Below are 20,186 nucleotides of genomic sequence, written 5' to 3'. Positions count from 1 at the left end.
CGCAACAGAATTGAGAAAGAGGGGAGCCATCGCGCTCCCCTTTTTTATTGGGACAGGCGTTCGGGGAGCGCGAGGGTGAAGGTGGCGCCCTCCCCGACAACGCTGGTGACGGTCAGGCTGCCGCCCATCGCCCTGGCCAGCCGCCGCGAGATAAACAGGCCCAGGCCGCTGCCGCCGTCACCGGACCGGCCGAGGCGCTCGAACTTTTCAAAGATCCGTTCCTGGTCTTCGGCAGCGATCCCGTCGCCCCGGTCGCTCACGGAGATCAGCGAGAAACCCGGTTCCGACGAAACCTGAATCGTGATGACCGAACCGTCGGGCGAATAGCGGATCGCATTGCCGATGAGATTGACCAATATCTGCAGCGACCGGCGAAATTCGCCGCTGGCCGGCATTTTTTCCTTTTCGTCGGGTAGCGCGATCCGGATTCGGTGATCCGCGGCCTTGACCGCAAGCAGTCCCGCCGCCCGGTGCGCCAGATCGACAAGATCGATCGCGTCACCGACAACCTTAAAATCCGGCCGTTCGATCGCCTCCAGATCGGACAGGTCATTTACCAGTTCCAGCAGATGACGTCCGGCGGTGGCAATATCCCGGGCATAGCTGGCATAGTCGCCGCGCAAAGGCCCCTCCAGCTTGCTGCTGATCGTCTCGGCATTGGCGATAATCTTGCCCAGCGGTTGGCGCAGTGCCGGGCCCAGTTGCGCCCCAAACAGGCTATCGCTGATCAGCTGTACGCTCGCTTGTCCGGTGTTGTCGACAGCCGTGTCCGGTTCATCCGGCGACGCGACGAAACGATAACCGGCGAACAGTCCGGCCTTGTCGATCAGCGGGTGGCCCTGCAGCACGAACAGCTTTTTCGCGCCAGATTGCTGCCGGACCCGCTGGCTGCGGATCGGCTGGCGTTCGGCCACCGCCTCGAGCAATTTTGCGTGGGCGGACGGCGGAATGACATCATAGATATCGAGCAGGGAGCGACCGATGCTGTCCGAATCCGGCGTATCGCCGCCCGGCATTTGCTGGGCGATGATCCTAAGCGCCGCGTCGGTACGGATGGTCCCCTTGCCTTCCAGCCGGTCAAAGTCGCGCTCCCGCGCCTTGTCCGAGCTGTCGCTTTCCTCCCCAGGATATTCCTTCCAGTCGACAATAGAGATATCGACCCGCTTGCCCTTATCGGCCGACACCAATCGGGTTTCGACCCACATCTCGATGCGGCAATCGTCATCAGACGCCTGCACCGGCCGCGACAAATTCATCCCAAGCCTTCGACTCAGTCGGCAGAGTTCCGCGAGCTGTGGCACCGCCAGCGGCCCGCCCTCCTTGCCGCCGCAACGGAAATGCAGCCGCAAGAGCAGCGGATCCGCAGACAGCAGCAGCCCGTCTGCGTCGACCTGCCCGACCACGGGTTCCGCAAGTTTGCGCACCGATGTCATTTTTGCCGGTCGCCGCCATAGTCGTCGGCGAGCAGCCGTTCTGCGGTCTGGTAGGCCTGAGGTGCTGCCCATGCCGACACCAGCGCCAGCGAGCGGTCACGGTCGGTTTCGCCATAGGTGGCCGCGGTCAGGATATTGTCGCCGCCGTCCAGCGCGGCAAAGACCGACAGCGCTTCCTGCACCGGAAAATCCGCTGCCCGCATGACCACGACCAGTCGTGCCATGTCCGGTTCGGCGGTGAAACCGATAATCTGTTCGCTGGCGAGCCCCGATTGCCGGGCCAGCCGCGCAATGAACAGCGCAAGCCCGTCCCGCATCGGATGGGGAAACGGGTCGGCCTTGACCCCGGATGCATCAAGCAACTGCGCCAGTCGTTCGGCCTTGCGCGCGACACCGCCGCTTTCGTCATGTTCGGCGAGCAGGCGTTCGGCCGCCTGCTGCAGGTTCGGCCCGGAAATGCCCGCACGGCTCGCGAGCGCGGCGGTTACCGGCCATGCCAGCGCGTAGACAATTTCCGGCGGCAGATCGGCCAGACTTGCGACAAGTTCCCCGGTAGTGCCGGTGGTGCGCGACTGCGCCACCAAGAGTCCCATCGCTGCCTCCGCTACATCCGGATCGTCGTGATCGAGATGCCGGGTCAGCGTCAGCTCCAGCTCTTCCTGGGATATCTTCTGCAGCATCCGCGCCGCGAGTTCGCCATGCTGGGCGCGAACGAACAGATGACCGACAATATCGGTGGTCTTCAGCAAGCCGCTGTGTTCGAGCAGCGCAAAGCTCTGCGGTTCTCCGCCACCGCCGATTTTCGCGACCATTTCGTGGCTGACGCCAAGATCGCGCTCGGCGATCTGGCATATCCGCTGCTCGATCGCACCGATCGCGCTGTGCAGATATTGCCGCGCGTTCGACCGCATCCGGTCGTTGAACACCACGGCGGATCGGGGGAAAAGCGCTTGGGCGAAATCATCCGCCACACACGGGGCCTGCGCGGCTATCGCGCCTGCCTGACGGACAATATCTTGAGACCTGGTTCGGTCCATCGGAAAAACTCGCTCTGCCATACCCTGGCCGTACCCCAATGTGGTTAACAAGCCGCTAAGGGTCCGACCGGTTATCCGTTCGGTATACCCGCTTTGCCCGGGGATTTCCCGGTCAGATAGCGTTCCAGAACGAGACTCAGGCCGGAGTAGAGCGCGGCCGCGTAAATGCCATAGCTTATCGGCCCGAAGATGGTCGCGATCAGAAGAATCAGCAGCACCAGCCGCAGATCCGGTCGCAACAGCGTCAGCCGGCCATTCTCCGGCCCGCTCCTCAGCAGCAGCAGCAGATGCGCAAGCAGCAGCGCCAGGATCACCAGATCCGGCAGCCATGTCAGCGCGCTGGACCCGCGGACGGCCAGAAAGGCGACGCCGGCGGCCGCAAGCAGGTCCAGCAGGATGGCGGTCCAGTCCCGTTGCTCCGCCGTGCTCTCGAATTGCCGCATCGACCCCCGAACAAATTGGGCAATGCTGGCGAGAATGAACAGCGCCAAGCCGGCAACTGCGTAGCCGAAGCCTGCGGTTACCGCCCCCGCCAGCCCGGCCACCAGCGAAAAAATCTGCAGATAGCGGGGCGAGGACTTTTGCGTCCAGAGCCTCGGCAGGCTGCGCTTGACCAGCGGGCGCAGCAGAAAGCGGTTGAGAAAATTGTCCTTCCGGGCCGGCATGGCGCGCAGCCGGCGACGGGTGAACTGTTCGGCGCTGACTTCGCTCTGGATGTGGGATATCGCCCCTGCCCCCATCCGCCGATCCGAGATGATCGCGCGCGGACAATCGGCCTGGACAGCGGTTCTCAGCAACGCCGACCCGACCTCCCATTCGTCAGGGATATCGATCATCGCCACCAGCCGCCCCGCGTTCAGCGAGACGATCCCGAGCCAGCGCTGGTTGAGGTCGATCCGCTCGAATTCGCGATATTCCTCGGCGTGCAGCACGGTGAACAGCAGTTCCTGCGGCGGACCGGCCAGTTGATCGACGATTTCCTCATTGGGCAATATGCCATCGGCGAGATAGATGATGTGATCCTGCTCGCTGGCATATTGCACCAGGTCGCTGGGACTGCGGACATATTCCGCATCCAGTCCCTGCTGCTTCATTCCGTCGATTGTCTGCAGCAGCGCCCCGTGGGTGACCGGGCAGAGGAAGATGAATTTCTCGCAGCCGAAGCGTTGCGCGGCGCTGATCTGCAAATCCAGGAGATTCCCGGCGAACAGCGGCAGCAGCGCGATCGGCCCGTTCCCGTCGAGATCATCCTTTGCCAGAGAAATCAGAGCCAGTTTCACGAATATGGGGGTCCCGAACGATGAAAAGGAAATATCATCCTGTCCATATATGGTGGCGTCCGGACATGCCAAGCGATATTCTGGGTAAGGCAACGCCGACGCTGCCAGTGGAGCGGAATGTCAGTCCCGGTGGGCCTCGACGGCGGAGACCGCGCGTTCGAGCTTGCGCAAGATGACCGGGTCGCCGGGCGCGGAATGCGCGGCTTCATCCGCCAGCTGCAGGATCCGGGTCGCCGAGAAGCTCGCCGCTAGGCCCTTCAGCCGCCAGGCCGCATATTCCCAGTTGGCATCGCACCGCGCTCGCCCCAGCAGGTCCACCTGCCGCTTGGCGCTCTCCAGAAACGCCGCGCGCAATTCTGCGATAAGGGACTGATCGTCTCCCACCGCAGCCGTAAGAGCGGCATCCAGAGCTCCATAATCAAATGACATCGCTACCCTATTACGCACGATATGGTTAACTTATGGTTTCTATGATCTGTAAATGTGTTAAATAGTGTCATGGCAGGGAACTCTAAGATAATCGGGATGTGGCGCGATCGGGACGAAAGTCCCGATGGAGGCCAGACGCAAACCACCGCGGGCATGGATGACGAAGGGTCCGTGGCGGGCACGGAAGAGGACGGTTTTCCGGAAGAAATTCAGGAAAATATCGAACTTTCCTCGGAGGATGACTGGGATCACTACGCCGACGATGGCGATACTGCCTCGTCTCGCGGCCGAGTCGCGCCGCTGGTTTTGATCGGCCTTGCCGTGGCGGTCTGGACCTGTTTTTTCCTCTGGGCCAACCGCGATATTTTTGCCACAATGCCCTCGCCAAAAGTCGGCATCGAGCTACTGACGCAATGGTGCCTGCCCGTCATAGCGCTTGGCATCGGCTATCTCCTCTATATGCGCAACAGCACCCGAGAAGCCGGCCGCTTTGCCGATGTCGCCGCATCGCTGCGGGCCGAGTCCGATTTGCTCGAAACCCGACTGAAGACCGTCAACAACGAACTGAATGTCGCACGCGAATTTCTCGGACAGGAAAGCCGGGAGCTGGAATCGCTTGGCAGCCAATCGACGAGCAAGCTGACCGCCGCCGCCGAGCTGATCCGCAAGTCGATCGACGACGGTCTCGGCAAGATGCAGAAACTGGATGAGGTCGGAGGCACCGCATACCGGAACCTCGAGCAGCTGCGCGAACATTTACCGGTGGTGATCAGCACCGCCAAGGATGTAACCAACCAGATCGGCAATGCCGGACGGAGCGCCCAGTCGCAAATGGCGGCAATGGTGTCGACCCTGACAAGGATCGGCGAAGTCGGTACCGCCGCGAAGCGGAGCCTCGACGACCTGAACGAGAAGTCCGACCTGTCGCTCCAAAGCCTTGCGGCGGAAGCCGAGCGGATCAAGATCAGCCTGTCCGAGCAGCTCGACGAAGCGGAGGCCGGCTCCAACCAGCTGGCGGCGCTGTTGCGGAAAACAACCGCCGAAACGGTCGAGACCATCCACAAGACACGGGCCCGGCTGGCCACCGAGGCATCGGATTCGTCACAGGCCCTGCGGACCGATCTCGAGGCACTGGAATCCGCGCTGACCAAGGCCGGCGCTGTCGCGGATCAGGAGGAAAACCGCCTGCAGGCGCTGGCGGCCGCGCTCAACCAGAATGTCGCCGACATTGCCGAGAACATGAAGAATCTGGACAATGACGGCGGCGAGAAAACCGCGAAGCTTGCCTTTGCCATGTCGGCGATGGAGCAGAACAGCGCCGCGCTGCAGCAATCGCTCGAAAACGGATACGGCGTTGCCGATGGCATGATCGAGCGGATGGAGAGACTGCTCGTTGCGCTCGACAGCAGCGCCCGGGAAATGGACGAGACCCTGCCCACTGCCTTCGAACGGGTGGCACAGAAATCCCAAGAAAGCCTCGCCCTGTACGGCCAGATGGCCGGGGCGGCGCGCAAGGCGCAGGAAGACGCGGGCCGGGTGGCACAGCAGGTTGCCCAGACCGATCATTCGATCACCGAACAGCAGGACCATCTGCGCCAGTTGCGCGACGACAGCGACCTGTCCAGCCAATCGATCGCAGGGCAGATTGCCGATATCTCGCAAGCCCTCGAACAGGTCCGCGAACAGAATGAAGCGCTGGCCGAAAGCGCCGGCGAAAAGATGATCACCGCATTGTTGCGCGTGAAGGAAACAGCGAAGCAGGCATCCGAACATTCGCGGCAGGCGCTGGAAAATTCCATCGCCGGGTCGACCGAGGCGTTCGAGAAGATGAGCGAAGAGGCCCTGAACCGGATCATCGACGACAAGATCGCGTCGATCGCGCCGAAACTGGAGCAGGCGGTAGCCAGCGCGGTTGCCACCAGCCAGTCGACCGCCGCCCATCTCACCGATCAGCTGACGGCGATCGAGAACATGACCAGCAGTCTCGAACAGCGTATCCTGTTCGCCAAGGAAAAGGCCGAGCAGAGCAGCGACGAGAATTTCACCCGGCGTGTGGCGCAGCTGACCGAATCGCTCAATTCCATCTCGATCGACGTCGGCAAGATATTGTCCAACGACGTCACCGATACCGAGTGGGCCGCCTATCTCAAGGGTGATCGGGGCATTTTCACCCGGCGCGCCGTGCGCCTGCTCGACGGCCGCGAAGTGCGCGAGATACTCGCCCAATATTCCGGCAATGACGAATTCCGCGAGCATGTGAACCGCTATATCCACGATTTCGAGGCGATGCTGCGTGCGGTGCTTGCCACCCGCGACGGCAGCGCCGTCAGCGTGACCCTGCTGTCATCGGATATCGGCAAGCTCTATGTGGCGCTGGCGCAGGCGATCGAGCGCCTGCGCAGCTAGGTTCAAATATCTTTCATCCGTTCCCGGCTGTTGAAGATGTCGATCGTATCCAGCGTGATCCAGCCATTGGCATAGTTGAGATAGAATAGCCCGAAAGCTGCCGTCGCTAGCAGCGTGGTCAGCAATAATATCCGCCACGGCCGGAAATTGACCGGCGCGCCGTCGGCCTGCCCCTTGACCATTTCCACGCCGGATTCATGGTGATTGCGAATGCCGATCGGCAGCACGATAAACGCAGCCGTTACCCAGAACAAGACGTAGATCGCGGCAACAGAGGTGAGTTCCATCGCCGGTCAAGCCTCGATGGTGAGCACCGAGACAATCGGCTTCTTGCCCGTCCACTCGGTGGCGCTGCGCCTGACAAGCAGGCGGATCGCCTCGTTGAACTTGTCGATGTCGCCCACCGGTTTCCGATATTGCGCCTGGATCTTGTCGGTGACCTCGTCGAGAAAATCTTCCTCGTCCTCTTCCAGCGGCACTCCATGCATCTTCAGCACCGGCTGGCCGAAAATCCGGCCCTTTTCATCGAGACCGATGGCGACCGAGATTAGCCCGTTATGAGCGGTCTTGCGCCGGTCGTTGAGGGTCTTGCCGTCGGCCGGGATGATCACGTCGCCGTCAACAACCAACCGGCCGGTGCGTTCCTGACCCAATATTTTCGGGCCGTTGGGCGCCAGCCGCACGACATCGCCATTCTGCTGGAATATCGCCTGGGGAACACCCTTTTCCAGGCCGAAGCGCACCTGTGCCTTCATGTGCCGGATCTCGCCATGGACCGGCACCAGGATTTCCGGCCGGATCCACTGGTACATCTGCGCCAGTTCCGGCTGTCCCGGGTGACCGGATACATGAATATCCTCCTGCCGTTCGGTAATCATCACGACGCCCTTGGCGGCCAGCTGGTTCTGGATCCGGCCGATCGCGATCTCATTGCCGGGAATCTGCTTCGAGGAGAACAGCACGTGATCGCCTTCGGAAAGCTTGATCTGGTGGCTGTCGCCAGCAATCCGGCCGAGCGCCGCCCTTGCCTCTCCCTGGCCACCGGTGGCGATGATCATGATCTCGTCGCGCGGCAGGCTCATCGCTTCCTGAAAATCGACCGTCTGCGGGAAATTCTTCAGATAGCCGTTTTCGCGGCAATTCTCGATGATGCGGTCCAGCGAGCGACCGGCAACGCAGAGCTTGCGACCGGCATGAATGGCGACCTCGCCCAGCGTCTGCAGCCGGGCGGCGTTGGATGCGAAGGTGGTGACCACGATCCGCGTGTCGATATTCTCGACGACGCGCATCAGGTTGCGACGCACTTCGCCTTCGGAACCCGAGGCCTTGTCGTTGAAGACATTGGTCGAATCGCAAACCATGGCGAGGATGCCCTCATCACCGATTTTCTTCAGCTCTTCCGGCGTGGACGGTACGCCGAGAACGGGCTCATCATCCAGCTTCCAGTCACCGGTGTGAAAAATCCGGCCATAGGGCGTGTCGATCAACATGGCATTGCCCTCGGCAATGCTGTGCGCGATTGGCAGATAGCGGAATCCGAACGGGCCTAGATCGAAGCTGCCCTCGTTGGGGATGATGTTGAGCTTCACCTCGCGTTCGAGGCCGACCTCTTCCAGCTTGCGGCGGATCAGTCCGGCCGTAAACGGCGTCGCGAACAGCGGCACATCGAGATCGGCAGCGAAATAGGGCACCGCGCCGATATGATCTTCGTGACCATGGGTCAGCACGATGCCGAGCAGGTCCTTGCGGTTCTTCTCGATAAATTCCAGATCGGGGAGGATCAGGTCAATCCCCGGGTAGCTGGGGTCGGCAAAGGTCATGCCGAGATCGACCATCATCCACTTGCCATCGCAGCCGTAGAGGTTGACGTTCATGCCGATTTCTCCTGATCCGCCAAGGGCCAGGAAGAGAAGTTCTTTTTTTGGTTTTGTCATGAAGCGTGTGTTGCTCGCTGATAGAGGAAATGCAGGCCCTGGAGAGTCAGGTCCGATTCCAGATGATCAAATACATCTGTATGTTCGTCAAAAAGTACCGCCAGACCGCCGGTGGCGATGATCTTGGTGGGTCGTCCGATCTGCGCCTTGGTGCGCGCCACCAGTCCCTCGATCATTGCCACATAACCCCAAAAAATGCCAATCAGCATCTGGCTTTCGGTGGTCGTGCCGATCACATTGTCATCTTCGGGCGATTCCAGAGCGATACGCGGCAATTGCGCGGTTTTACCGACCAGGGCGTCGAGCGACAGGTTGATGCCCGGCGCGATCACTCCACCCTTGTAGGCACCCTGAAAATCGGCAACGTCGAAGGTGGTCGCCGTGCCGAAGTCGATGATCACGATGTCCTGCTTGTATTTCTGATGCGCCGCGATCACGTTGAGCACGCGATCCGCCCCGACGCTGTCCGGTTGCTCGACGTCGAGCGCAATCCCCCAGGGCACATCGCCGCGCCCGGCAATGAGCGGGGTGACGCCAAAATATTTCTCCGCCAGCACCGTCAGATTGTGAAGCGCCCGCGGCACCACCGTGCCGATGATCACGGCATCGATCGATGCGAGCTGGAGCCCTTCCAGGTCAAGCAGCTGCCGCAGCCAGACGACATATTCGTCGGCCGTGCGACGCGCATCGGTGGCGATCCGCCAGCGGGCGCGGATGTCGTCGCCATCGAACAGGGCGAAAACAACATTGGTGTTACCGGCGTCGATGGCCAAAAGCATGGGCGACTCGTCCTTCTATCCGATGGAAACATCACCGGCGCGTATTGCGATAAGCGTTCCGTCCGATTTTCTCAAGCGCAGCGCGCCGTCGGTTTCCAGACCGGCAAATTCGCCGGTGATCTTTTCGCCATCATCGTCGCTGGTGGTCACGAGAGTTCCCACCGCATGCGCCAAATTCTGCCATTTTCCCAGAAGGTCTTCCAGACCCGCCTGGCGCCATTGCGCCACCCATTGCTCGAATGCACCGGCCAGCCGTTCGAGCAGGCTGGCGGCATCAATATCCGCCCCTTCCGCCACGAGGCTGGTCACCGCCCTGCCCTCAACCTCCGGCGCTACCGCGACGTTCACGCCAATGCCGACAATCACCTGATTCCCGACGCGCTCCAGCAGGATGCCGCAAATCTTGGAATCCGACACCAGAATGTCGTTCGGCCATTTCAGAATCATCGGCGTGTCCGGGAGGCACGACCGGATCGCCGCGTGGACGGCCAGGCCGGCGACGAAGGACAGCGAAGCAGGCGCTGGATCACCAGGCCGCATCCCGACGACCGTGCTGCAGTAGAGATTGCCTTGCGGGCTTTCCCATTTTCTGCCGCGGCGACCGACGCCGCCTGTCTGTTGCACGGCGCGCAGCCAGAAACCTTCCGATACGCTCTCCTGAAGCGCGAGGGCTTTCAGGTCCGCATTGGTCGACGCGGTTTCGGCAACCGTTTCTATCCGGATAGTCAGAAGAGCGCTGCCGCGGCGGTGGTTGTGATCGGCGCGATGAATGGGATGCTCAGATATCCGAGCGGCGATACGAACAGCGCCATCAGACCGATCAGGATATTTTCGGACTTGTGCCCGGTCTTGACAATCTCTCCGGCCGGGTCGTCGAAATAGATGATCTTGACGACCTTGATATAATAGAAGGCACCAATCACCGACGCGGCGATACCGATCACCGCGAGCGGCAACATGCCCGCTGCGACCGCTGCATCAAACACCAGGAACTTGCCCCAGAAGCCGAACAGCGGCGGAATACCGGCCAGCGAGAACATGAACACCGCAAAGGCGGCAGCAAGGCCGGGCCGGGTCTGGGACAGGCCAGCGAGGCTTGCCAGGCTTTCCAGCGGCTTGCCATCGCGGTCGCGCATCTCGAGCACGCAGATGAAGCTGCCCAGGGTCATCGCGACATAGATGGCGAGATAGAACATCATCGCCGAAATGCCGGCCGGGGTACCGGCGGCAAGGCCGATCAGCAGGAAGCCGACATTGTTGATCGAACTATAGGCGAGCAGCCGCTTGATATTCTGCTGTCCGATCGCGGCGACCGCGCCGAGGATGATCGAAGCAAGAGCGACAAACACGATGATCTGCTGCCAGGCCGAAGTCTGGCCGCCGAAGGCTTCGACGATCACCCGCGCGGTCAGCGCGATGGCGGCGACCTTGGGAGCGCTGGCAAAAAATGCCGTCACCGGGGTCGGTGCACCCTCGTAGACGTCCGGCGTCCACATATGGAACGGCACGGCGCTGATCTTGAACGCGAGACCCGAAAGTACCAGCACCAAACCGATCAGCGGTCCGGTCGACAGGTCGCCGGTCAGGGTCTCGCCGATTACCGCGAAGCTGGTCGAACCGGCAAAGCCGTAGACCAGCGAAATGCCGAACAGCAGCATGCCGCTCGCCAGCGCGCCGAGCACGAAATATTTGAGTCCCGCTTCCGAGGAGCGGATGTCGGTGCGGATGAAGCTGGCCAGTACATAGGCGGCCAGGCTGTTCAGTTCGAGGCCGATGTAGAGCGTCATCATGTCGCTCGCGGAGACCATCATCCCCATGCCGATGGTGGCAAACAGGATCAGCACCGGATATTCCGAACGGTATTTTCCGCCCGCCAGGAAGAACCGTGGCGCGACAATCAAGGAGATAATCGCCGCCAGATAGATCAGGAACTTCGCCGAGCTGCCGAACGCATCCATCCGGTACAGGCCGTCAAACGCGTCGGCGCCGCCCTTGAAATCGGGGTTGTGGGACAGCACCATCAGCAGGGTCGCCGCGCCGAACAGCGCCGCCACCGCGAGGATCGTAACCAGCCGCGCCGCCTTTTCCTGGCTCCAGGCAGAAACCATCAGCAGGATCAGGCCGGAGACCGACAGGAACAGTTCGGGCGATACCAGCCAGAGAGACGATGCAAGGTTCATTAGTGCGCCTCCCCATGGGCTTCAGCTTTGAGTGCCGGTTTCGCTGCGCCCATCTTCAGGTGCGCGTCGCCTTCCGGTGCGGCCCGGTCAATCCGCGCGACCAGCGCGCCGACATCGCCGCGGATCGGGGCCATGAAGCTTTCCGGATAGACACCCATCCACATCACGGCGGCGGCAATTGGTGCCAGCAGGGCCATTTCGCGCGCCGACAGGTCGGGCATCGCCTTGACATCCTCGTGGACCAGCTCGCCAAAGGCGACCCGGCGATAGAGATAGAGCATATAGCCCGCGCCGAGGATGATCCCGGTCGTCGCGACCAGCGTTACCCAGCTGTTGACCTTGTACAGTCCGATCAGCGACAGGAACTCGCCGACAAAGCCGCTGGTGCCCGGCAGGCCGATCGAGGCCATGGTGAACAGCAGGAACAGGATCGCATATTTGGGCATGTTGATCGACAACCCGCCGTAACGATCGATTTCGCGCGTGTGCAGCCGGTCGTAGATCACGCCGACGCACAGGAACAAGGCGCCCGAGACCAGGCCGTGGCTCAGCATCACGATGATCGCGCCCTCGATGCCCTGGCGGTTGAACGCGAACAGGCCAAGCGTCACTATCGCCATATGGGCGACCGACGAGTATGCGATCAGCTTCTTCATGTCCTGCTGCACCAACGCCACCAGCGAGGTATAGACCACTGCCACCATCGACAGGCCGAAGACCAGCCAGATGAACTGTTCGGAGGCTTCCGGGAACATCGGCAGCGAGAAGCGCAGGAAGCCGTAGCCGCCCATCTTCAGCAGCACGCCGGCAAGGATCACCGAACCGGCGGTCGGCGCCTGCACATGGGCATCCGGCAGCCAGGTGTGGACCGGCCACATCGGCATCTTGACCGCAAAGCTGGCGAAGAAGGCCAGCCAGAGCCAGGTCTGTGCCTCGGGCGCGAAATCATAGTTCAGCAGGGTCGGGATGTCGCTGGTTCCAGCATCCTGCACCATCCACAGCATCGCGATCAGCATCACCACCGAGCCGAGCAGCGTATAGAGGAAGAATTTGTAGCTGGCATAGATCCGGTTCGCCCCGCCCCAGATACCGATGATCAGGTACATCGGGATCAGGCCGGCCTCGAACAGGATGTAGAACAGGAAAATGTCCTGCGCCGCGAACACGCCGATCATCAGCACTTCCATGAACAGGAAGGCCGCCATATATTCGCCGACCCGGGTCTGGATGGCTTCCCAGCTGGCGCCGATGCAGATCGGCATCAGGAACACGGTCAGCATGATCAGCATCATCGAAATGCCGTCGATGCCCAGCGCCCAGGCGAAATTGCCGAACAGTTCGGCGCGCTCGACATATTGCCATTGCGGCCCGCCGATATCGTAATTGGCCCACAGCACCACGCCCAGCACGAACAGCGCCAGCGTCGTTGCCAGCGCCAGCCAGCGCGCGGCCTGGGCGCTGAGGAACAGGCAGACGATCGCGGCCAGCATCGGCAGGCCCATCATCAGCGACAGGATCGGGAAATCTAGCTGGTTCATTAGCGGGCTCCCTGCACGATAATCCAGGTCGCGGCAGCCGCCAGACCGAGCAGCATGACCAGGGCGTAGCTATAGAGATAGCCGCTCTGGAAGCGCTTCATCACGCCCGAACCGCTGGCGATCACCGAGGCGATGCCATTGGGACCGAAGCGGTCGATGGTGCCCTCGTCGCCGCCCTTCCAGAACAGCCGGCCCAGCCAGAAGGCGGGACGGATGAAGATCAGGTGGTAGAGCTCGTCGAAATACCATTTGTTGAAGAAGAAATTGTACAACGGGCTGAACGTTGCCGCCAGGCGCGCCGGACGATCCTTGCCGAAGAAATAGAGGAAGATCGCCGTGCCGAGACCGGTGAGCATCGCCACCGTCGAGGACAGTTTCACCCACAGCGGCACTTCGTGGATCTCGTGCATCAGATGCTCGTCAAAGGCCAGGCTTCCGGCCCAGAAGACGGCGCCCTCGGCGGCTTCGACAAACTGGTTGTGGAACAGGAAGCCGGCAAAAACCGCGCCGGTCGCCAGCACGAGCAAGGGAATCAGCATCGTCAGCGGGCTTTCATGCGGATGATAGCCGCCGGTGCCGGGCGCGTGCTGCCCTGCGCCGTGGGCATGCGCGACGGCATCGTGACCGGCATCTTCCTGCGACGGTGGATTGTCGGCAGCCACTTCCTCGTGGCCATGGGTGTCATGCTGTGCGTCGTCATGATGGCCGTGCAGGGCGTGCTGGATATGCTCGGACTGGATCCAGCGCGGCGTGCCCCAGAAGGTGAGGAACATCAGCCGCCAGCTGTAGAAGCTGGTCAGCAGCGCCGCGAGCACGCCAATGAAGAAGGCGAACTGGCCGACCTCGGTGCCGCTGGCAAAGGCGACCTCGATGATCGCGTCCTTGGAATAGAAGCCGGCAAAGCCGCCCAGTCCGACGATACCGACACCGGTGATTGCCAGCGTACCGGCCATCATCGCCCAGAAGGTCAGCGGGATTTCTTTCCGCAGGCCGCCATAGAAACGCATGTCCTGCTCGTGATGCATCGCATGGATCACCGAACCGGCGCCAAGGAACAGCAGCGCCTTGAAAAAGGCGTGGGTGAACAGGTGGAACATCGCCGCGCTATAGGCGCCGACACCGGCGGCAAAGAACATGTAGCCGAGCTGCGAGCAGGTCGAATAAGCGATCACTCGCTTGATATCATGCTGGACCAGGCCAACGGTGGCGGCGAAGATCGCGGTCGACGCGCCGACGATGGTGACAACCGTCAGGGCAACCGGGCTGGTTTCGAACATCGGCGACAGGCGGCAGACCATGAACACGCCTGCCGTCACCATGGTGGCGGCGTGGATCAGGGCCGACACCGGAGTCGGGCCTTCCATCGCGTCGGGCAGCCATGTGTGGAGACCAAGCTGCGCCGACTTGCCCATCGCGCCGATGAACAGCAGCAGGCAGAGGATGGTCATCGTGTCGAGACGCATCCCGGCAAAGGTGATGGTCGAACCGGCCATGCCGGGCGCGGCCTCGAGAATTTCCGGAATCGAGACGGTGCCGAATACCAGGAAGGTGCCGAAGATGCCGAGCATGAACCCGAGATCGCCGACGCGGTTGACGACAAAGGCCTTGATCGCGGCGGCATTGGCGCTCGGCTTCTTGAACCAGAAACCGATCAGCAGATAGGAGGCAAGCCCGACGCCTTCCCAGCCGAAGAACATCTGTACCAGATTGTTCGCGGTCACCAGCATCAGCATGGCGAAGGTGAAGAGCGAGAGATAGGCGAAGAAGCGCGGCTGGTCCGGATCTTCGTCCATATAGCCCCAGCTGTAGAGATGGACGAGCGCCGACACGGTGGTCACCACCACCAGCATCACCGCGGTCAGCGCATCCACGCGCAGCGCCCAGTCGAAATTGAGGTCGCCGGAGACGAGCCAGGTCAGCACCGGCACAACGTCCGCGTTGCTCGTGCCGTTCAAAAAGCCGATGAACACCGGCCAGCTGAGCGCGCAGGACGCAAACAGCGCGCCCGTGGTAATCACCTTCGCCGGCACATTGCCGATGATCCGGTTGCCGAAGCCTGCGACAATCGCTGCCAGCAAGGGCAGGAACACGATAAGCTGAATCGTCAAGGTCCTAACCCTTCATCCGGTTGACATCATCGACGGCAATGGTGCCGCGCTGACGGAAATAAATCACGAGAATGGCCAGCCCGATGGCGGCCTCGCCGGCGGCCACGGTCAGGATGAACATGGCAAATACCTGGCCGGTCATGTCACCCAGAAAGGCGCTGAACGCGACAAAGTTGAGGTTCACGGCGAGCAGGATCAGTTCGATCGCCATCAGGATGATGATGATATTCTTCCGGTTCAGAAAGATACCGAGCATGCCCATCACGAACAGGATTGCGCTGACCACGAGATAATGTTCGATGCCGATCATGACATATCCCCCGCTCTTGGATGAAGGATCAAGAGACAATCAGCTTGTGCTGTGCCTGTCGAAACACATCCGCCGGCAGGGTGGCTCGTCGACTGGCCAAGTCCTTCGCCAGGCTCGGGACGAACGGTGTTTGCAGTGGATGAATAGCGCATCATAGTTCAACCCCCTTGCCAACTTCGGGCTGCGTATTCCGCGTCGCGTCCTCGGGCCGGCGCGCGATCTGGTCGGCAATATTCTGCCTGCGGACACCGCCGCGGGCACGGTGCGTCAGCACGATCGCGCCAACCATCGCCACCAGCAGGATGAGGCCTGCGGCTTCGAACAGGAACACATATTTGGTGTAGAGCAAGGCACCGAGCTGCTCGATATTGGATGGCGCTCCGGCTGGTGGCCCAACCGCGGCGGTTGCTTCGCCCATGCCGGACGACTGCCATGCGCCGACGCCGAAGATGATTTCCACCACCAGCACCAGCGCCAGCAGCAGGCCGAGCGGCAGGTTTTTCATGAAACCCGCCCGAAGCTCGGCAAAATCAATATCGAGCATCATCACGACGAACAGGAACAATACCGCGACTGCGCCCACGTAGACGATGACCAGCAGCGCGGCGATAAATTCGGCGCCGACCAGCACCATCAGACCGGCAGCGTTGAAAAAGGCGAGGATAAGCCACAGCACGCTGTGCACCGGGTTGCGCGCGAAGATGCAGAACGCACCACTGGCCAGCACCACGGCCGCAAAAAGATAGAAAGCGAAGATTTGCATTATACACATCCTCCCTGAAGCAAAGCTTCGGGGAGGTGGCGCGCCGAAGGCGTGTCGGAGGGGCCGAACAAAGTGAAGATGGCGCAGCGCCCCTCCACCAACCTTCGGTCGGTCCCTCTTCCCATGCTCCGCACAGGGAGGAAAAGTTCAGCGTGTTTTCGCACATTTACCCCTATTGGAATCATCACAGCGCCCCTTACCGATAGGGCGCATCGGCGGCAAGGTTTGCCGCGATTGCCCGCTCCCATTTGTCGCCATTCTCGAGCAGCTTCGCCTTGTCGTAGATCAGCTCTTCGCGCGTTTCCGTCGCATATTCGAAATTCGGACCCTCGACGATCGCATCGACCGGGCAGGCTTCCTGACAGAAACCGCAATAGATGCACTTGGTCATGTCAATGTCATAGCGGGTGGTACGGCGCGAGCCATCCTCGCGCGGCTCCGCCTCGATCGTGATCGCCAGTGCCGGGCAGACCGCTTCGCACAGCTTGCAGGCGATGCAGCGTTCCTCGCCATTGGGATAGCGGCGCAGCGCGTGCTCGCCCCGGAACCGCGGCGAAATCGGGTTCTTTTCATAGGGGTAATTGATCGTCTTCTTCGCCTTGAAGAAATATTTCAGCGTCAGCATATGCGCGCCGATAAATTCGAACAGGGTGAAGGCCTTGATGGTTTGTGCGATACTCATGCGTTTTTCCCGGTCACGTCATTGCGAGGAGTGCCAGCGACGCGGCAATCCAGAGCGGCAAGCGACGCACTGGATTGCTTCGCTGCGCTCGCAATGACGGTGAAGAGTGTGATGGTTTGTAACATGGTCATGCTGAATATCTAGTCAGCATTAGAAATCCGCTGACCAGAAAAACCCAGAACAGCGAAACCGGCAGGAATATCTTCCAGCCGAGGCGCATCAGCTGGTCATAGCGGTAGCGCGGAACCGTCGCCTTGACCCAGCTGAAGATGAAGAAGAAGAAGAAGATCTTGGCAAACAGCCAGATGATGCCGGGCACCATGTACAGCGGTTCCCAGTCGATCGGCGGCAGCCAGCCACCCCAGAACAGGATCGCGTTGAGCGTGCACATCAGCAGGACGTTGGCATATTCACCGAGCCAGAACAGCGCGAAAGCCATGGACGAATATTCGGTCTGGTAGCCGGCGACCAGCTCGCTTTCCGCCTCGGTAAGATCGAACGGGGTGCGCGCGGTTTCGGCGAGCGAGGAGATCAGGAACATCACCGCCATCGGGAACAGCAGCGGGTTGATGCCATAGGCATTGATCCCGAGCAGGTGCGATTTCTGGCCTAGGATGATGTCCTGCAGATTGAAGCTGCCGGCAAACAGCACCACCGAGATGATGATGAAGCCGATCGAGACTTCATAGCTGATCATCTGCGCCGCGGCGCGCATCGCCGAGAAGAACGGATATTTGGAGTTACTCGCCCAGCCGGCAATCACCACGCCATAAACGCCCAGCGAACTGACCGCCAAGATGTAGAGCAGCCCGATATTGATATTGGCCAGCACCATATTTTCGCCGAACGGAATCACCGCCCAGGCGAGCAGGGCCACGGTAAAGGTGATGATCGGCGCGAGCAGGAACAGGCCCTTGTTGGCGCCCGACGGTATGATCGTTTCCTGCAGGAACACCTTCAGGCCATCGGCAAAGCTTTGCAGCAGGCCGAAGGGACCAACCACATTCGGCCCTTTGCGCAGCGCCATCGCCGCCCAGATCTTGCGATCGGCGTAGATGATCATCGCCACCGCGAGCATCAGCGGGAAGGCGATCAGCAGCACCAGCGCCAGCGTGCCGACGAACCAGCCGGCTTCATAGCCGAGGAGGGTTTGGAGATAGGCGGTCATGCGCGTGCTCCGGATTCGTCATCCTGAACTTGTTTCAGGATCCCGTGACTGTAGAGCGCGTCCGACCGAGGGAGGTCATGAAACAAGTTCAGGATGACGGATTTTTTTGAGGTTGAATAGATCATTCCGCCGCCTCCAAAATCTCGTCATCGGCGTGCAGCAATTCCGCCGAACAGCGCTGCATCGTCGCGCTGGCGCGGGCGATGCTGTTGGTCAGGTAGAAATCCTTGATCGGATGGACACCCTGCCCCTTCGGTGTGCTCGACAGGCCCTCGGGCGGTGCCCAGTCAAAGGTCACGAGGCCTTCGTTGGCCAGCTCGGGATGATCCGCCGCCATATGGCCGCGCAGTTCCTCGAACGAGTCAAACGGCAGCGTATTGCCCATCACGTCGGACAGCGCGCGCAGGATGCTCCAGTCTTCGCGGGCATCGCCCGGCGCAAAGATCGCCTTGTTCGAGCGCTGGACCCGGCCTTCCAGATTGACATAAGTGCCGTTCTTTTCGGTATAGGCGGCGCCCGGCAGGATCACGTCCGCCGCGTGGGCGCCGGCATCGCCATGATGACCGATGAAGACCTTGAAACTGTCCTGGAACAATCCGTAGTCCATTTCGTCTGCGCCGAGCGCGAACAGCAATTTCGGTTTCTTCTCCGCGATCGCCCGGATGCCGCCGTCCTGCGCATAGCCAAGCATCAGCCCGCCGGTACGCGAAGCGCCGATATGCAGGACATTGAAGCCGTTCCAGCCATCGCGGACGATCTTGAACTTGCTTGCCAGCTTCAGCGCCGCGCCATGCGCGCCGTCGATGCTCAGCGCACCGCCACCAAGAATGATCGCAGGCTTCTCCGCGCCTTTCAGCGCTTCCGTCAACGCCTTGGGCAGCTTCGCCAGCAGGCCCATGTCATCGCCGAGCCATTCGACCGAATAGGTCTGGTCCGTTTCCGGCCCAATCCCGAACACCTTCGCGCCGCCCTGGCGCACGGCCTTGCGGATTCGCGTGTTGACCAGCGACGCTTCCCAGCGCGGGTTGGTCGAGACCAGCAGGATCACATCCGCTTCCTCGATCCCGGCGATGGTCGTGTTGAAATTCACCGCCGCGAGATTGGAAACGTCGTAGGACAGGCCGGTCTGCCGGCCTTCGAGCAGATCGGAGCCCATCGACGCCAGCAGCTTTTTCGCCGCATACATGGTCTCGCAATCGACCAGATCGCCGGCAATCGCGGCGACGGAACCGCCAGCGTTTACGTCAGCGATCGCCTGAAAAGCCTCGTTCCAGGTAGCCACTTCCAGCTTGCCGTTCTTGCGCACATAGGGCTTGTCGAGACGGCGCTTGATCAGGCCGTCGATCGCATGGCGGGTCTTGTCGGTCGCCCATTCCTCGTTCACGTCGTCATTGACCCGCGGCAGCGCGCGCAACACTTCACGGCCGCGTGAATCGATCCGGATATTGGTGCCGACGCCGTCCATCACGTCGATGCCGAGCGTCTTGGTCAGCTCCCACGGGCGCGCTTCAAACGCATAAGGCTTGCTGGTTAGCGCGCCGACCGGGCAGAGATCGACGACATTGCCGGACAATTCGCTGTGCACTGCGCCTTCGAGATAGGAGGTTATCTCCATCCCCTCGCCGCGCCCGATCGCGCCAATTTCCTCGACGCCAGCGACTTCCTCGGCAAAGCGCACGCAGCGCGTGCAGTGGATGCAGCGGGTCATCGCGGTCTTGACGATCGGCCCCATATATTTCTCGGTGACTGCACGCTTGTTCTCTTCGTAGCGCGAACCGCCCTTGCCATAGGCCATCGCCTGGTCCTGCAGGTCGCATTCGCCGCCCTGGTCGCAGATCGGGCAATCCAGCGGATGGTTGATCAGGAGAAATTCCATCACCCCTTCGCGCGCCTTCTTGACCATTTCGCTGTCGGTGCGGATTTCCTGGCCATCGGCGGCCGGCAGCGCACAGCTGGCCTGTGGCTTCGGCGGACCCGGCTTCACCTCGACCAGACACATCCTGCAATTGCCGGCGATGCTCAGCCGCTCGTGGTAGCAGAAACGCGGGATTTCCTTGCCCGCCAGCTCCGCTGCCTGCAACACGGTCGCGCCCTGCGGCACTTCGATTTCGATGCCATCTACGGTGACTTTAGGCATAA

At 61.3% G+C, this 20,186-nt stretch carries 17 protein-coding genes; 1 reads left to right on the top strand and 16 read right to left on the bottom strand.

Annotated features, from left to right (window positions below; all coding sequences use genetic code 11):
• Positions 1-44 precede the first annotated feature (44 nt).
• The 4 genes from V7650_RS03300 to V7650_RS03285 all read right to left on the bottom strand — a co-directional run bounded on the left by V7650_RS03300 (position 45) and on the right by V7650_RS03285 (position 4,179).
• On the bottom strand, positions 45-1,433 hold the full coding sequence (locus V7650_RS03300; RefSeq protein WP_335654808.1) for a sensor histidine kinase: 1,389 nt from the start codon (positions 1,431-1,433) through the stop codon (positions 45-47).
• Complete coding sequence (locus tag V7650_RS03295) at positions 1,430-2,404, bottom strand: hypothetical protein (protein WP_335654807.1); 975 nt, start codon at positions 2,402-2,404, stop codon at positions 1,430-1,432. Before V7650_RS03295 ends, V7650_RS03300 begins: the two co-directional genes overlap by 4 nt.
• A 137-nt stretch (positions 2,405-2,541) precedes the next feature.
• Positions 2,542-3,750, bottom strand: coding sequence for a hypothetical protein (locus tag V7650_RS03290; protein ID WP_335654806.1), 1,209 nt, complete (start codon positions 3,748-3,750; stop codon positions 2,542-2,544).
• 120 nt (positions 3,751-3,870) lie between these two features.
• Positions 3,871-4,179, bottom strand: coding sequence for an Hpt domain-containing protein (locus tag V7650_RS03285; RefSeq protein ID WP_335654805.1), 309 nt, complete (start codon positions 4,177-4,179; stop codon positions 3,871-3,873).
• A 96-nt stretch (positions 4,180-4,275) separates the two neighbouring features.
• Here V7650_RS03285 and V7650_RS03280 point away from each other — a divergent pair, with 96 nt between their 5' ends.
• Positions 4,276-6,585, top strand: a complete 2,310-nt coding sequence (locus V7650_RS03280; RefSeq protein WP_335654804.1) for a hypothetical protein — start codon at positions 4,276-4,278, stop codon at positions 6,583-6,585.
• Positions 6,586-6,587: 2 nt separating this feature from the next.
• Here the strand turns inward: V7650_RS03280 and V7650_RS03275 are convergent, their stop codons facing one another.
• From V7650_RS03275 to nuoG, 12 genes are all read right to left on the bottom strand, one after another.
• Positions 6,588-6,872: a DUF1467 family protein gene (locus V7650_RS03275; RefSeq protein WP_335654803.1), complete on the bottom strand. Its 285-nt coding sequence runs from the start codon at positions 6,870-6,872 to the stop codon at positions 6,588-6,590.
• A gap of 6 nt (positions 6,873-6,878) precedes the next feature.
• A complete protein-coding gene (locus V7650_RS03270; protein ID WP_335654802.1) occupies positions 6,879-8,519 on the bottom strand; it encodes a ribonuclease J in 1,641 nt (546 codons plus the stop codon).
• Positions 8,516-9,298 carry a type III pantothenate kinase gene (locus V7650_RS03265; RefSeq protein WP_335654801.1) on the bottom strand — a complete coding sequence of 261 codons (783 nt, stop codon included), beginning with the start codon at positions 9,296-9,298 and terminating at the stop codon, positions 8,516-8,518. Before V7650_RS03265 ends, V7650_RS03270 begins: the two co-directional genes overlap by 4 nt.
• A gap of 15 nt (positions 9,299-9,313) precedes the next feature.
• Positions 9,314-10,015 (bottom strand): biotin--[acetyl-CoA-carboxylase] ligase, encoded by a 702-nt coding sequence (locus tag V7650_RS03260; RefSeq protein WP_335654946.1) that lies wholly within the window; start codon positions 10,013-10,015, stop codon positions 9,314-9,316.
• An 8-nt stretch (positions 10,016-10,023) separates the two neighbouring features.
• Complete coding sequence (nuoN, locus tag V7650_RS03255; RefSeq protein WP_335654800.1) at positions 10,024-11,478, bottom strand: NADH-quinone oxidoreductase subunit NuoN; 1,455 nt, start codon at positions 11,476-11,478, stop codon at positions 10,024-10,026.
• Positions 11,478-13,016 (bottom strand): NADH-quinone oxidoreductase subunit M, encoded by a 1,539-nt coding sequence (locus V7650_RS03250; RefSeq protein ID WP_335654799.1) that lies wholly within the window; start codon positions 13,014-13,016, stop codon positions 11,478-11,480. The genes nuoN and V7650_RS03250 overlap by 1 nt, the downstream gene beginning before the upstream one ends.
• Positions 13,016-15,124, bottom strand: coding sequence for an NADH-quinone oxidoreductase subunit L (gene nuoL, locus V7650_RS03245; RefSeq protein ID WP_335654798.1), 2,109 nt, complete (start codon positions 15,122-15,124; stop codon positions 13,016-13,018). The genes V7650_RS03250 and nuoL overlap by 1 nt, the downstream gene beginning before the upstream one ends.
• A gap of 4 nt (positions 15,125-15,128) precedes the next feature.
• Positions 15,129-15,434 (bottom strand): NADH-quinone oxidoreductase subunit NuoK, encoded by a 306-nt coding sequence (gene nuoK / locus V7650_RS03240; protein WP_335654797.1) that lies wholly within the window; start codon positions 15,432-15,434, stop codon positions 15,129-15,131.
• A gap of 151 nt (positions 15,435-15,585) precedes the next feature.
• Positions 15,586-16,200 (bottom strand): NADH-quinone oxidoreductase subunit J, encoded by a 615-nt coding sequence (locus V7650_RS03235; protein ID WP_335654945.1) that lies wholly within the window; start codon positions 16,198-16,200, stop codon positions 15,586-15,588.
• Between the two features lie 193 nt (positions 16,201-16,393).
• Positions 16,394-16,879 carry an NADH-quinone oxidoreductase subunit NuoI gene (nuoI, locus tag V7650_RS03230; protein ID WP_335654796.1) on the bottom strand — a complete coding sequence of 162 codons (486 nt, stop codon included), beginning with the start codon at positions 16,877-16,879 and terminating at the stop codon, positions 16,394-16,396.
• Positions 16,880-17,006: 127 nt separating this feature from the next.
• Positions 17,007-18,047, bottom strand: coding sequence for an NADH-quinone oxidoreductase subunit NuoH (nuoH, locus tag V7650_RS03225; RefSeq protein ID WP_335654795.1), 1,041 nt, complete (start codon positions 18,045-18,047; stop codon positions 17,007-17,009).
• 121 nt (positions 18,048-18,168) lie between these two features.
• On the bottom strand, positions 18,169-20,184 hold the full coding sequence (nuoG, locus tag V7650_RS03220; RefSeq protein WP_335654794.1) for an NADH-quinone oxidoreductase subunit NuoG: 2,016 nt from the start codon (positions 20,182-20,184) through the stop codon (positions 18,169-18,171).
• Between the last annotated feature and the right edge of the window lie 2 nt (positions 20,185-20,186).

Source organism: Parasphingorhabdus sp., assembly GCF_036964565.1.
Classification (GTDB): Bacteria; Pseudomonadota; Alphaproteobacteria; order Sphingomonadales; family Sphingomonadaceae; genus Parasphingorhabdus.
The sequence above is the reverse complement of the archived record's forward strand: the minus strand, read 5'-3'. Positions and strand labels throughout refer to the sequence as shown.